Source organism: Sporosarcina trichiuri, assembly GCF_030406775.1.
Lineage (GTDB): Bacteria > Bacillota > Bacilli > Bacillales_A > Planococcaceae > Sporosarcina > Sporosarcina trichiuri.
The window spans coordinates 814,261-828,491 of the sequence record NZ_CP129119.1 but is presented as its reverse complement, the minus strand read 5'-3'; the positions used below and the strand labels follow the sequence as shown (position 1 = coordinate 828,491).

14 protein-coding genes are annotated in these 14,231 nt (G+C 52.4%); 4 read left to right on the top strand and 10 right to left on the bottom strand.

From position 1 onward, the window contains the following. Positions 1–8: 8 nt before the first annotated feature. Together QWT68_RS04410 and QWT68_RS04405 are read right to left on the bottom strand one after the other, a co-directional pair. A complete protein-coding gene (locus QWT68_RS04410; protein WP_052461757.1) occupies positions 9–764 on the bottom strand; it encodes an SGNH/GDSL hydrolase family protein in 756 nt (251 codons plus the stop codon). 122 nt (positions 765–886) lie between these two features. Beyond that, the gene (locus QWT68_RS04405) at positions 887–1,726 is read right to left on the bottom strand and encodes a DegV family protein (RefSeq protein WP_348539791.1); all 840 of its coding nucleotides are present in this window, start codon (positions 1,724–1,726) and stop codon (positions 887–889) included. A 75-nt stretch (positions 1,727–1,801) separates the two neighbouring features. On the opposite strand from QWT68_RS04405, the gene trhA reads away from it, so the two are divergent. Continuing rightward, entirely contained in the window at positions 1,802–2,437 is a 636-nt protein-coding gene (gene trhA, locus QWT68_RS04400; RefSeq protein WP_040286407.1) for a PAQR family membrane homeostasis protein TrhA, read from the top strand. Positions 2,438–2,541: 104 nt separating this feature from the next. Here trhA and QWT68_RS04395 read toward each other — a convergent pair whose 3' ends face one another. From QWT68_RS04395 to QWT68_RS04375, 5 genes are all read right to left on the bottom strand, one after another. Further along, complete coding sequence (locus tag QWT68_RS04395; RefSeq protein WP_040286406.1) at positions 2,542–3,030, bottom strand: dihydrofolate reductase; 489 nt, start codon at positions 3,028–3,030, stop codon at positions 2,542–2,544. 15 nt (positions 3,031–3,045) lie between these two features. Next, positions 3,046–3,993: a thymidylate synthase gene (locus QWT68_RS04390; RefSeq protein WP_040286405.1), complete on the bottom strand. Its 948-nt coding sequence runs from the start codon at positions 3,991–3,993 to the stop codon at positions 3,046–3,048. A gap of 88 nt (positions 3,994–4,081) precedes the next feature. Further along, positions 4,082–4,672, bottom strand: a complete 591-nt coding sequence (locus QWT68_RS04385) for a YpjP family protein (protein WP_290149815.1) — start codon at positions 4,670–4,672, stop codon at positions 4,082–4,084. Positions 4,673–4,934: 262 nt separating this feature from the next. Next, positions 4,935–5,723, bottom strand: coding sequence for a class I SAM-dependent methyltransferase (locus QWT68_RS04380; RefSeq protein ID WP_040286403.1), 789 nt, complete (start codon positions 5,721–5,723; stop codon positions 4,935–4,937). After that, entirely contained in the window at positions 5,720–6,157 is a 438-nt protein-coding gene (locus QWT68_RS04375; protein ID WP_040286402.1) for a BrxA/BrxB family bacilliredoxin, read from the bottom strand. Before QWT68_RS04375 ends, QWT68_RS04380 begins: the two co-directional genes overlap by 4 nt. Before the next feature lie 144 nt (positions 6,158–6,301). On the opposite strand from QWT68_RS04375, the gene QWT68_RS04370 reads away from it, so the two are divergent. After that, positions 6,302–6,949: a hypothetical protein gene (locus QWT68_RS04370; RefSeq protein ID WP_040286401.1), complete on the top strand. Its 648-nt coding sequence runs from the start codon at positions 6,302–6,304 to the stop codon at positions 6,947–6,949. A gap of 201 nt (positions 6,950–7,150) precedes the next feature. Here QWT68_RS04370 and QWT68_RS04365 read toward each other — a convergent pair whose 3' ends face one another. Next, complete coding sequence (locus tag QWT68_RS04365) at positions 7,151–8,278, bottom strand: conserved virulence factor C family protein (protein ID WP_290149813.1); 1,128 nt, start codon at positions 8,276–8,278, stop codon at positions 7,151–7,153. 16 nt (positions 8,279–8,294) lie between these two features. Then, positions 8,295–10,187, bottom strand: coding sequence for an ABC-F family ATP-binding cassette domain-containing protein (locus QWT68_RS04360; RefSeq protein WP_290149812.1), 1,893 nt, complete (start codon positions 10,185–10,187; stop codon positions 8,295–8,297). A 298-nt stretch (positions 10,188–10,485) separates the two neighbouring features. On the opposite strand from QWT68_RS04360, the gene QWT68_RS04355 reads away from it, so the two are divergent. Together QWT68_RS04355 and QWT68_RS04350 are read left to right on the top strand one after the other, a co-directional pair. Then, entirely contained in the window at positions 10,486–11,979 is a 1,494-nt protein-coding gene (locus tag QWT68_RS04355) for a peptide MFS transporter (protein ID WP_040286398.1), read from the top strand. Between the two features lie 110 nt (positions 11,980–12,089). Further along, positions 12,090–13,097 (top strand): DUF1646 family protein, encoded by a 1,008-nt coding sequence (locus QWT68_RS04350; RefSeq protein WP_040286397.1) that lies wholly within the window; start codon positions 12,090–12,092, stop codon positions 13,095–13,097. 66 nt (positions 13,098–13,163) lie between these two features. Here the strand turns inward: QWT68_RS04350 and QWT68_RS04345 are convergent, their stop codons facing one another. Further along, complete coding sequence (locus tag QWT68_RS04345) at positions 13,164–14,135, bottom strand: proline dehydrogenase family protein (RefSeq protein WP_040286396.1); 972 nt, start codon at positions 14,133–14,135, stop codon at positions 13,164–13,166. Positions 14,136–14,231: the final 96 nt, after the last annotated feature.

The following is a 14,231-nucleotide window of genomic DNA, read 5'->3' as shown; positions in this document are numbered from 1 at the left end:
ATCATCTCCTACCTGTCCTTTTCCCCCTGGACGCGTACTTGCAAACCCCAATCATGCAGGACGCTCACATAGCGATCTTCCATCAATGCATAGCCTGTCGCATTCGGATGAAAGAAATCTGTATGATAGACGAGGTTCGCATTCTCTTCGAACAGATCCGCAACCGGGATGAAACAGCTGTTTCCATCCAGTTCGATCCGTGCCTGGATCGCTTCGTTCCAGTCCTCGATAATGTCTTCGAACTCTTTGACCTCATCAGTGATCAGCAGCATCGGATTGTACAGACCTGACATGATGATCGGCGCATCCGGATTCAGAGCACGGATCGTGCCGAAGATTTCATCGAGCCGTTTCGAATAGCCATCGAGTTCCGTATAGAACGGCTTCTTCTTCAGTTTGAACAAGTTGGCTTTCAGCACTTTCATCAAGTCGTTGCCGCCGATTGTCATGAAGATGACGTCCGCATCCCCGACTGAATCTTGGATCGCTTTCTCATCCAGCTGTTTCAGAAGCTGATCGCTGCGGCGGCCCCTTTTCGCCAGGTTCTCTGTTTCCACATACGTGATACCTTCCCATTCGGTCAGGTCTGAAGCGACCCGCTCGAAATAACCGCCTCTTTTCATCTCATCTCCGACACCTTGCGTCAGGGAATCGCCCAACCCGACAACATGCAGCGATTTCGGCAGGAAATCTGTCGGTATGTCCCACTCTGTAAATTCGACATCACGTCTTTCCGTAAAAGGCTCTGCGTTATTTCTGAACACCTGATCACACCCCGTAATCACCAATGAGAAGGCGAGAAAAATGACTAGCGCGCTTCTTCTCATTCTCCTTTTCCCCATTTCCTAAAAATTATGCGAGCAGCTATGCATACAGCGTTTCCTGCTCAGTCCGTGTAGTACATGAACCCGATTGCTCCGGCTCCGGTGTGGGTGCTGACGACAGGCGATGTGAAAGAGAACCGGATATCCGTGAAGCCGCTCTCTTCGATAAGACGTTTCAGCGGTTCGGCCATCGCCAATCCGTTGGCGTGGGAGATCCCGATACCTTTCACGAGTTTACCGGCCGTGTCCTCTTTGAAGGACGCGAAGAGCTGCGCAGCAACCTGCTTATGGCTCCGCGCCTTGCCGATCGGTGTATAGACACCATCCTGCAGCGAAGCGATCGGTTTGATGTTCAATAAGGAGCCGATGATCCCTTTGCCTTTTCCGATCCGGCCGCCTTTCACGAGATTGTCGAGCTTATCGACGACGACATACAGCATCGTCTTCATCCGGATGTCCTCCAGGCTGGCAGTGATTTCAACCATCGACTTTCCCTGCTGCGCCATCTTTGCCGCTTCGATCACTTGGAACGCCAGACCATGGGATATATATCGGGAGTCCACGACTGTCACGGGGGCTGCAGTCATTTCGGCTGCGGCTTCAGCTGACTTCACTGTACCGCTCATGCCGCCTGTCATATGGATCGACAGGATTTCGCTGCCGTCCGAGCCAAGTTCGTCGTAGATCTCCGCAAAAGTTCCGGAGGACGGCTGGGAACTCTTCGGGAGCGATTCGGCCTTTGCCATTTTCTCAAGAAATTCCTCAGGTCCGAGGTTCACCCAGTCTGTGTAGATTTCACCGTCAATATGGATGGATAACGGGACGATACGGATCCCGTATTCCTCGATTTCCTGCTGGGTCAAGTCTGCGGTGGAATCTGTCACAACTTTAATCTGTGTCATTGTCAATCTCTCCTCTATCAGTGGAAACAAGTTTTCTATTTCAGTATAATAAGCAAAAAAGGAGGCTTTCTGCCATTGGCGACTGCATTTGACTATAAGAACGGCCGTGAAGAACTTTGGAATGCGCTCACCCATGGTCTCGGCGTCCTGCTGAGTATACCGGCTCTCGTTCTGCTTATTCTGAAAGGCATCCGCCAGGAAAGTACGCTGGCCCTTGTCAGTTATACCGTTTTTGGGATTTCCATGCTGTTTCTCTATTTGATGAGCACACTTTTGCACAGTATGCCGGAACGCCATAAACGGCTGTTTGCGATTCTCGACCATTCTGCGATCTACCTTCTGATCGCCGGGACGTACACGCCATTTGTCCTTGTCGGAATCGGCGGCGGCTTGGGCTGGACCTTGTTCTGCATCGTCTGGGGTCTGACATTGTTCGGTACGGTATTCAAGATTTTCTTCATCCACCGTTTTGAAATTGTTTCTCTCTTGCTGTATATCATTATGGGCTGGCTGATCATCGTTGGACTTAAGCCATTATATGCGAGCCTGTCAGGCCCTGGCATCTCGCTGCTCGTAGCAGGCGGTATTCTGTACACTGCCGGCGCTTTCGTGTATGCCTGGCGTAAACTCCCCTACAATCACGCTATTTGGCATCTGTTCGTACTGGCGGGCAGTGCTTCCATGTATTTCAGTGTAATACTCTATTTATGAAGCGGTGTTTGTAAGTATGTTTGTAAAGAAAGGAGACTGATTCTTCGCGGATATCGCGAGTTACGAATCGGTCTCCTTTTTCGTCCGCACGGCTGACAGGCAGCTCAGGCAGCGGTTTCCCGTTCATAGATGCAATAGACGTATTCAATGCCGTCTTCCGTACGGTGGGCATCCGATTCAGAAATCAGTTTCCAGCCGGTTGAATACTCCGGGAAGTACGTATCCCCTTCGTATGAATGACGGATCACTGTTACATACAGACGGTCTGCGATCGGCATCGCCATTTCGAAGATTTCCGCCCCGCCTATGATCATCACCTCATCGGCATAGTTTTCTGCACGGACAATCGCCTCGTCCAGAGTCTGGACGGCCACCGCCCCTTCAGCATGATACCCGGCGTTCCGTGTGAGGATGAGGTTCAGCCGGCCTTTCAGCGGGCGTCCGATCGATTCGAACGTCCTGCGTCCCATGATGATCCCTTTCCCCATCGTCTTCTCTTTGAAATATTTCAGTTCTTCAGGGATATGCCATGGCATGGCGTTGTCAGCACCGATGACCCTGTTCTCGTCATGTGCAACCAGCAATGAAATCATAAAGTATCCTCCTGTTCAGACAGCGACGGGCGCTGAAATTTTCGGATGCGGATCATAGTTTTCAATGGAGATGTCCGCGGTTGTCAACTCGAAGATCGAGCGGCCTGCCAGATTGACTCGCAGATCAGGCAGTTTGCGCGGTTTCCGCGTCAGCTGTTCGTTCACTTGGCTGATATGGTTGGAATAGATATGTGCGTCCCCGAGTGTGTGGATGAACTCACCGGGTTCAAGCCCGGTCTCCAGTGCAATCAGGTGGACGAGCAAGGCGTAGGAGGCGATATTGAACGGCACACCGATGAAAATATCGGCACTCCGCTGGTACAGCTGGCAGGACAGTTTTCCGTCCGCCACATAGAACTGGAACAGGACGTGGCAAGGCGGCAAAGCCATGTCATCGAGTTCCGACGGGTTCCACGCTGTGACAATATGCCTGCGGGAATCAGGATTCGCTTTCAGACCTTCGATCAGCTGCCTGATCTGATCGACAGGTTCGCGTCCTGCTGCTCCTCCGAAACTGCGCCATTGTTTTCCGTAGACAGGGCCCAGATCACCGAAGCGTCCGGCAAAGCTCTCATCTATCAGAAGACGTTCTTTAAATGATGCCATCTCGTTTTCGTACGCTTCCCGGAATGTTTCATCCGCTGGTGCACGTCTGCCGAAATCTGTCATATCCGGGCCGGTGTACTCATCGCTTTCGATCCATTGGGCGAAAGCCCATTCATCCCAGATCGGATTCCGTTCTTCGACGAGCGTCCGGACATTCGTATCCCCTTTCAGGAACCAGAGCAGTTCCGAGACAATCAGACGGAATGCGGTCTTTTTCGTCGTCATCAACGGAAAACCCTGTTGAAGATCATAGCGCATCTGATAGCCGAAGACACTGAGCGTTCCTGTACCGGTACGGTCCTCTTTCTTGACCCCGGTCTCCAGTACATGACGGCAAAGATCCAAGTATTGCTTCATAACCCAACCTCCTGTTACTCAATAGCTTAACTATAACAAATCAAGCACTCAAATTACGAGCGAGAGAAATAAAAACCGCCGGCAGCTGTCAGGACAGCCACTTCGGCGGTGTGTTCTTCGACCAGTAGACTTCCCCGATCGTATGATGTGTTTCGTAGTCGTCAGCTGCGACATGATAGTGGAAATTGAAGAAATACCCGTCTTGCGGGCGTTTCTCCGTCCGGACGTGGAACAGGAGCAGGTTCTTATCGGTTTCGGCATCTTTTATGTTGAATATCTTTTCAGCATGTCCGCCGGATGGCCGCTCTGAAATCGCCAATTTCCGGTCCATCTGGAACTGTTCGCCGAATGTGTCCCGGATAACGCGCTCCATTTCAGGGAAGATCACCGTATCAAACTCGTCGCCGATCGCAGGTCCGATCTTCGTTCCGAATTTTGTGTACGCCAGCTTGCGCGCACCGCTGATCAGCTCGTCTTCCGAGGCAGCAGGGAGCGGATCGCGTTCAAACGTGGTCTCAAAACTGACAGAATAGGCACTTCCGCTTTCCGGAAGACCCGGTTGTTTGATGTTTTCCTTTTCATGCAGTGAATCCCAGATCTCATGACTCGGCGAAATAACGCCCAATGTTACGAACGCAACAGAAATGATCATCAGCTGCTGCAGCCATTTTTTCATCATCCATCACCTGCGCATTTCATAAAATATCGGTTTGCTTTCTGAACAGTACGAAAAATATTCGAAAAGGTTCCTTCTTTTGTAGTTTCATTGTACAATAAGTGACAGGGAACTGGTATGTTTTTTTAAGGAGGTTGCTCAGATGGATGTTCAACTGATTGCCGGTATCGGCATGCTTGTCTTTGTTCTATACTTAAGTTCACTCAATTTCACGCACTGATTGCTTAAAACGCCCGCAGATCCAGTTACTGGACCTGCGGGCGTTTCATGTTTCCATGCAGCCGAAATGAAATTTTGTATTCGGCCGGCGGATCCGTGTGAAGCCGAATGTCTCGAATGCCCGATCGCCGAAATGAGCTTTCAGAACGACCCGTTTGGCGGCGACCCGCCTGGCCTCTGCTATCCACTCGTCCGTCAATCCTCCATGCAATCCCGTGTCACGGAGCGGTGCGAAACTGGCGGATTCTTCGATTGATGTCGAAAACATCGGATCCAGATAGACGACATCAAACGAATCCGTTTCCATACTGCGCAATATTTCTACAGCCGTTCCCTGCTTCACCTGGATGCGTCGCATCGCTGCTTTCAATTCAGGGAAAGCGGGATCGTATTGCTGCAGTCCCTTGGCGGTGATGAAAGCGACCACTGGATCGGCTTCAATTCCGACAATTTTGCCTGAATGTCCTGCCGCGGACGAGGCAAGAATACAGTCCGTCGCAAGTCCGAGTGTGCAGTCGAGGAACCGGTCCCCTGCAGAAAGTGCACAGGCGGCCAGGAAAGGATCCTCTTCTCCCCTCAGTACCCGTTTCAGCCGGAACATCGCCGTGTCCGGATGAAAGAAGAACGGTGAACCCGAAGTTTCCCGGCGGTAGAATGAAAACCCATCCTTGCCGGCGATGAGGGCATCCGCCTTGTGATCAGCCATCAAGTTCTGCACCGACCGCTTCCTCCGTTCCTCGCACGGACAGCCGAGACGTTCGGCGGCTTCCCGGGCAAGCTGTTCGGAGAGCGAGTCCGGCCGGCTGGCTGTCGAAACGATCAGCTTCCGGTTCAAGAGGCAGACACTTGGTTCAGGGCTCCTGTCAGGTGCTCTTGTACTTGTTCCATCTCGAATCCTTCGATCTGCTCCCGCGGGATGAAATAGGCAAGCTCACCATCTTTCAGGACAGCGATGGAAGGGGAACTCGGCAGGACATCTGAAAAATAGGAACGCATGGCGGCTGTCGCTTCCTTATCCTGACCGGCGAACACCGTATAGAGCTGATCCGGTTTCCGGTCGGCCTGTCCAATCGCTTCACGGACAGCCGGACGGGCAAGGCCCGCCGCACAGCCGCAAACGGAATTCACGACGACGAGCGCTGTTCCCTTTTGGTTTCGCATCGCCTCTGCAACATCCTCTTCCGTTGTCAATTCCGTGAAGCCGGCAGCCGTCAGTTCGCTGCGCATCGGCTGGACAATCCCCTTCATGTATTCTTCATAGGCATTCATATCCCATATCCCCTTCCGGTTCATCATTTTTTGTCTTGCATCTGCTGTCCATTCTACATGGAAACGGGCGGAATGAAAACGAAGTGCTTTCAAGGCACCTGTGGTAAACTGTCAGCAGAGAACTAGGCAAGGAGATGTTTTGGGATGGACCTCAAAATGAAACAGCTGAATCAATACTATTATGACAAATTCACGGCTCGCGCATTCGATGAAAAAGATGTCCTCGGCTTCTTTGCAAGTGAGGTGCCTGATCATCCTGTATTGGCGGAAATACGCCGGCTCGTGTTGACGAGAGAGATTGGTAACGGGCCGGCTGAAGTGTACTTCCGGCACGCAGCCGAAGTGATCAGCCGGCTCGGTAAAGGCGGCCCGAAAGAGAAAATCGACCTCCTGTACACCTTCAAGGATATACGGAATGCACTCAACCAACATTTCACACAGGCCGGACGGGAAAAGCTGAGCATTGCCGCGGTCAGCGATTTCCTGCTCTGCCTTATATCGCTCCTGCAGCATATCCCGCTCGGTCGGGTGACCGGCAGACGTTCGTCGGGTTTCCTTTGTTTCGCGGCTTCCAAGAAGGAGCTGCTGCTGATGGGAAATTTAAAAACGACTGTCAACGGGCGTTCCGTTCCGGTCACGTTCCCGGTGCTCACGGTGAAGAACGACTACGAAAAAGTGGAGCCGCGCGACAGCGCCGACACCCCGTATCTTTTCGAATCGGCAGCTGCGGAAATCATCACCCAGGAAGGACGGCTCTTCGTCAGCTTTCCTGAGCTGACTGGACAATCGTGAAAAAACAGCCCTTCTCCAATACGGGAGAGGGCTGTTTTTCCGTGTCAGTTCCTGTCTGGCGTGTCGGTCGGCATCCGGGACCTCCAGACACTCTGTCTAGTCAGCAGGATAGTCGTTGATAGTCCGAAGACAGGAACTCCGCTTGCCGGATCACTTTCAATCGGACTCAAAAAGCAAAGCAGGATTCCTTAGCAAACAGATTCAGTTGGAGCTTCCGCGGACCTCCGTCATCTGCTTCCAGATCGATCCTTTGGCATCTTCCCCTTCTTCAATCCGCTCGATAGCCATACGGACCTGCAGCTTCACTTCGAATTCCGGATCGTCCTCTGCTGCATGCAGGGCAGGAAGGGCCTTTTCGGTGCCTGTTTCGTACAGGAACATGGCCGCACGCCAGCGGACAAGTTTGTTTCTGTCCTGCAGCAGGTCGATCGCAGCGTCTTCGAATTCCGTGAATCCGAGATCGCTCATGCAGTCGCCCGCTGTCCTTCTGACGGCCCAGCTTTTGTCGTGCAGCGCTTTTTCGATGTACGGAACGACGTCCGGAGACTCGATCATGCCGAGATAAACGGCCGCCAGCCGGCGGATCGACATCTTTTCGTCTTCCAGCGCACGGCTGAGCAGCGGCAGATCAGCGGTCGACGGATCCGCCATCTGATCGAGCAGACGGAACCGCGTTTCCCATTCGTCCGTTCCGAACTGTTTGAGTGTGACCGGCTGTCGTTTGGAAGACACAGTTTCGCCGCCTTCCAGTGTGCTGCGGACAATCGAGTCCAGGCGTTCCTGCGGATAAGCGGCCTCGATTTCCTTGACGACGGTTTCGCCGATCTCCTCCTTGCTGCCATATCGTATTCCGTAATCGGCCCATTTGCGGAGCAGGATGTAATTTTCGACTTCCGCGCTGTGGACTTTCTCCATCGCTTCAGTGAAGCGGCTGCCGAGAGCGAACCGTTCTTCGTTTTCACTGTCGAACACTTTCACCTGAAGCGGGATTTCCTTATACGTCTGGACATGTACATACACTTCACCATAGTGCTCCGCAGCCTCTTCAGTTGCTTCCGGTTCACCGGATTCCTCATCCGCAAACACATTCCGCACGTCAGCCAGGATCGTTTCCCACGGGACATTCCCCGCCCGTTCCAGCGCCATGAAGTCCATGACATGATAGATGCCTTTCACGCCGTTGATAGCGAGCAGCCGGTTCACCGGTTCAGGGGCTGATCCGGCATCCTCCTTTTTATAGTTGTGGCTTTCGAGCCCCGGTAATTCCGTGTCGAGCACAAGTTTCATGGAATTTGGGCTCGGTGTCGGTTCGATTGACAGGATATTCATCCGTCCGTACCTCCTTTTAATTCTTCATGATTTCTTCCAGTTCACTCCACCGTTCAATCAGAGTTTCATAACGGTCATTCGCTGTATTCAATTTCTCCGTAATGGAAGATAGTTTTTCATAGTCGGCACCGCATGTCACCATTTCGGCTTCCAGCGAGGCAATCAGCTGTTCCGTTTCGTCGATATCAGCTTCGATCGTTTCCCACTCGCGCTTTTCTTTGTAGGTCGGCTTCTTTTTCGGGACACTTTCCTGACGCGGCGCCTGCGGTTCGGCAGCAGGCTGTACTGTCTGTGCTTTTGCAGATTCATGCGTCTTTACGGACTGGAGATAATCCGTATAGGTCATGAGGACCGTTTCGATACCACCGCTGCCGTCGAGCACCCACAGCCTGGAAGACGTCCGGTCCAGGAAGAACCGGTCATGGGAAATCGTCATGACGACACCCGGAAACGTATCGATGAATGATTCAAGGACGGATAAGGTTTCGAGATCCAGATCATTCGTCGGCTCATCCAGCAGCAGGACGTTCGGCTGCTCCATGAGCAGTTTCAGCAAATAGAGCCGTTTGCGTTCGCCGCCGGACAATTTGCCGATCGGCGTTCCGTGTACAGAGGCGGGGAACAGAAAACGTTCCAGCATCTGTGAAGCCGAGATGCGGTTGCCTTCACTGTCTTCGATGTCATTCGATGTCTCGCGGACGTATTCGATGATCCGCTGATCCGGCTTCATCTCAGGCAGGTGCTGCCGGAAGAATGCGATCCGGACAGTCGACCCTCTGTCGATCTCTCCCTCATCCGGCTGGAGTACGCCGGCGAACAGATTGAGCAGTGTCGTTTTCCCGACGCCGTTCGGTCCGACGATCGCAATCCGGTCGCCGGACTGCAGCAATGCAGAGAAATCCTGTATGACAGGCCGTCCGCTGAACGATTTGGAGATGCTGTCCGCTTCGAGCACTTTCTTGCCGAGCCGGGATGTCTTCAGCGCAACATCCAGTTCATCCTTCTGCGTTCCGCCCTTCACCTGCTGTTCGAGTTCCTCGAAGCGTCCGATACGTGCTTTCTGTTTCGTCGAACGTGCTTTGGCACCTCTCCGTATCCATTTCAGTTCGGATCGGTATCGGTTCTTCAGCTTGTCTTCCGTTGCTGCACTCATCTCTTCCCGCAAAGCTTTCGCTTCGATGAAGTCGCCGTAATTCCCTCTATGCGTATAGAGTGTCTTGTCCGCGAGTTCGTAGATTGACGTGGCGACAGCGTCAAGGAAATACCGGTCATGGGTGACGAACAGGACCGCTCCCGATACGGTGGTGAGGTAATCCTGCAGCCATGTGATCGACGAAACATCCAGGTGGTTCGTCGGTTCGTCGAGCAGCAGCAGGTCGGCAGGCTCGATCAGCGTCTTCGCGAGCATGACGCGTTTCTGCTGGCCGCCGGACAATTCCCCCATCCGCTTATCGAATGTATCGATTCCGAGTTTGGTCAGTATGGTCCTCGCCTGTGTATTGACATCCCATGCATTCTGGTGGTCCATCTCAAGCTGCAGCGCTGCAAACCTGTCCTGCAGTTCCTGTGATTCAGGCTGGTCTGTCAGCGAACGCAGTGCGTGTTCGTAATTCAAGTTGAGCTGGATGACCGGTGCTGTGCTCTGGAAGACCGCCTCCATGACCGTCAGGCCGGGATCGCTTTCAGGTTCTTGCGGCAGATAGGCGATCCGGTACTGGTTCGGATGGTCGAACGTCGCGGTATCTGCATCTTCAGTGCCTGCGATGATGGAAAGCAGCGTCGACTTCCCTGTCCCATTTATGCCGACCAGTCCGGCCTTCTCACCGGAACCGATTGTAAACTGCACGTCCCGGAACAGCGTCTTGTCCCCTACCGTTTTTGTAAGTTTTTCTATGATCAGATGATTCATGCGTCCACTTCCATTCTGTAACCTGCTACTTGTATAATACCTCATTTGCGGCATGATTTGTAGGAATAGAGGGTATTGGAAGCTGGATGAGCAGAGAGGGAGGGAATTAGGGATTTTTCAATCAGAAGTCTTAAAAAGTTATAGGAGGATAACTATATCTATGTATTCATTCTTTCCAAATAGACTTAAAACTCAATGAAATCAGCATTATAAGACTTAATGGATTTTCGAATAAATTATTTTCAGACTACCATGGATAGTGGTACTATATTCTTCATAGTCAAAAGGAGGATTTAGAATGTCACAGCTGTCTAAAGAGGAGATTGTTGAAAGCGTCCCGCAAAAAGGCTTTTTCGGTCATCCTAAAGGATTGTTCTCGTTATTCTTCACGGAGTTTTGGGAGCGCTTTTCTTACTATGGAATGCGTGCGATCCTTGTTTTCTATATGTACTACGAAGTCTCGGAAGGCGGTCTCGGCCTCGACAAGGGAACCGCACTCGCCATCGTTTCGCTGTATGGCTCACTCGTCTACATGTCGGGGATCATCGGCGGCTGGCTCGCGGACCGCGTGCTCGGAACGTCGCGTTCTGTCTTCATAGGCGGAATTTTCATAATGCTCGGCCACATTGTGTTGTCCTTCCCGGGCAATCTCGGTATGCTGTTCTTCTCCATGGCGCTCATCGTCATCGGTACAGGACTGCTGAAGCCGAATGTGTCCAGTATGGTCGGCGATATCTATCCGGTCGGTGATAACCGCCAGGATGCCGGCTTCAGTATCTTCTACATGGGGATCAACCTCGGGAGCTTCATCGCCCCGCTGACTGCCGGAACACTCGGTACGGAGTATAACTTCCATCTCGGTTTCGGACTTGCTGCAGTCGGTATGTTCTTCGGACTTGTCATGTTTGTCATGACGAAGAAAAAGAACCTCGGACTTGCCGGAACTTATGTTGCAAACCCGCTGACGCCTGCAGAGAAGAAGAAAACGTCTATAATTGTCGGAATTGCGGTGATTGTGTTGGCGATTATCGTCGCTGTCGCCATCCCGACCGGCTACCTTACGCTGGATTCGTTCATCGCATTCGTAGGGATTCTCGGATTCCTCATCCCGGCGGCTTACTTCTTCGTCATGTACCGCAGCCCCAAAACGAATGCTGATGAGAAGTCTCGTGTGCTCGCGTACATTCCGCTGTTCTTGACTGCGGTCATGTTCTGGTCGATCGCCGAGCAGGGCTCCACGATCCTTGCATTGTATGCGGATACGCGGACCAATCTGGACTTCCTCGGAATCCATCTGTCACCTGCCTGGTTCCAGTCACTGAACCCGCTGTTCATCATCATCTTCGCACCTGTATTTGCATGGCTCTGGGTGAAACTCGGCGATCGGCAGCCGTCGATCCCGCATAAGTTCTCACTCGGACTGCTGTTTGCAGGTATTTCGTTCATCGTCATCCTGCTTCCTGGCGTCATGGGCGGCACGGATGCATTGGTAAGCCCGATCTGGCTTGCTTTGAGCATCTTTACGCTTGTACTCGGTGAATTGTGCATTTCGCCGGTCGGCCTTTCAGCTACGACGAAGCTTGCGCCTTCCGCATTCACTGCACAGACGATGAGCCTCTGGTTCCTGTCGAACGCAGCAGCACAGGCACTGAACGCACAGCTCGTGAAATTGTATTCAGCAGATACCGAGACGTTGTACTTCGGGATCATCGGCGGTGTCGCCATCGTCCTCTCGATCATCGTATTCTTCGTATCGCCGATCATTTCGCGTTATATGAAAGGTGTCCATTAATCACAACAAAAACGGTTCCCGGACAGGGAGCCGTTTTTTTGTTCGGGGATGAACGCGACCCGCGCTGCATACGATAATTATCCGGATAATTGCTGAGCGGAGGTGTGCGGGTGGTGTGGATACTGATATTGCTGCTGATCTTCGTTCTCGCGGGGCCATTCGTGTTTCCCTTCGCGGAACGGTATTTGGAGTTCTATCTCTTCTGGCTCGGCCTGGCTGCGGTTCTCGTGTCAGGTGTGTGGAGTGCGGAATTGCTGAAGACCTCGCTGGAAGAGCCGATAGCGATCACTCTGGCAGTGCTTGCAGCGGGAGTATTGTTCCGGCTCGGCAGTACGCCCTTCGGCCGGGCTATTCTTCTGGCTGAGCGGGTCATACCCTCCAGGCTCTTCACCGCGATGATCGTCTTCGGTCTCGGATTGGCCGCAAGCGTCATCACCGCAATCATCGCAGCCGTCCTCCTCGTCGCGATAGTCGGCATTCTCGGCTACGGCCGCCGCTCGCAGGTCCGTCTCGTTATCCTGTCGTGCTACTCGATCGGTCTGGGTGCTGTTCTGACACCGCTCGGCGAACCGCTGTCGACGATCGCCACGAGCCGCCTCGGGGAGAGTTTCTTTTACCTGTCAGGACTTCTCGGCAAGGATGTCCTGATTTCGCTCCTTATTATCGCAGCCGTTGCTGCCGCAGCTGTCGAGCCGCCTGTCCGTAAGGCATGCGGACAATCTACTGAGAAGGAATCATGGCATGCGATCTTTTTCCGCGGTTTCAATGTTTATGTATTCATCGTGGCGCTCGGCTTCCTCGGCGCGGGTTTCGCACCGCTTCTCGGGCAGCTGCTTGACGGCAGGAGCCCGGCGTTCCTCTATTGGGCCAACACGATTTCCGCGGTGCTCGATAACGCGACGCTCGCTTCGATCGAACTGAGTTCTTCAATGGATGCAAGCGTGGTCCGCGCTATCCTGATGGGGCTCATCATCAGCGGCGGGATGCTGATACCGGGGAATATCCCGAATATCATCGCGGCCGGGAAACTGTCGATCACGAGTAAGGAATGGGCACGGTTCGGTCTTCCCTTCGGTCTGCTCGGCATGCTTCTCTATTTCTTGGTCGCTGTCCGATGAAAAAAGCTGTTCTGCGGTCAGTTTCCTCTGACAGTCAGAACAGCTTCTTTTGTTATTCAACTTTTCTTATTTGCCTTTTTTCGTAAGACGTCCGAGTGCGAATGCGCCGGCCGCCAGACCGATCATCGTATTCGTCTTCTTGTTGAAGACCTGCTTGACGATCAGGTTCATGTTTTGCGGGCGCTCTGCCAGACGGCGCATGAAGTATCCGTACCAGTCCTGGCCGAACGGTACATATGTCGTGAAGTTGTACCCTTCCTTCGCAAGCTCCAGCTGCATATCCTTACGGAAGCCGTACAGCATCTGGAATTCGAATTTCTCGTTCGGGATATTGTTCTCCTTCACGAACTGCTTGACGTGGTTGATGACATGATGGTCGTGTGTTGCGATCGATGTGAACTTGCCGTTCAGCAGGTGCCATTCGATCAATCGGACGAAGTTTTCATCGATATCCGCTTTGTCCTGGTACGCGACGGCAGGTGATTCCTTATATGCGCCTTTGACGATCCGCAGACGGAAATCCTTATGCTCTTTCATGTAGTCTTCCGCTTCGAAGAAGTACGCCTGGATGACTGTGCCGATGTTCTTGTACTCTTTCGACAGGTCATCGAGAAGGTCGAATGACGGCTTCAGACGGCCATAGTCTTCCATATCGAAGTTGACGAAGATATCATACTCGTTCGCTTTTTTGACGATTTCACGCAAGTTGTCCTCACAGAAGTCCTTATCGATATCCAGCCCGAGCTGAGAAGGCTTGAGTGAGATGTGTGCATCCACCCCGTTCTCATGGATGGCTTCGATGACACTCAGGATCTGTTCTTTCGCGTCTGTCGCTTCCTCGCGGTTATGCACGAACTCGCCTAGATTGTCGACGGTGCATGAAATACCGTGGGCATTCAGTTCACGGATGCTCTCGATCGTTTCAGGGATGTTGGTTCCGGCTACGACGTTTTGGGCACCCAGTTTCAGGCCGTATTTTTTTGCTGCGCTGTTCAGCATCTGGTTTTGAGAAAGGCCGATAAAAAAGTCTTTTAGCATGTCGATAACTCCTCAGAACTAAAATTTTTCACTACTTCATTATATCATATATCGCGCAAAACAGCTCTGTTCTGATTTTACAATCTACTGAGAAAA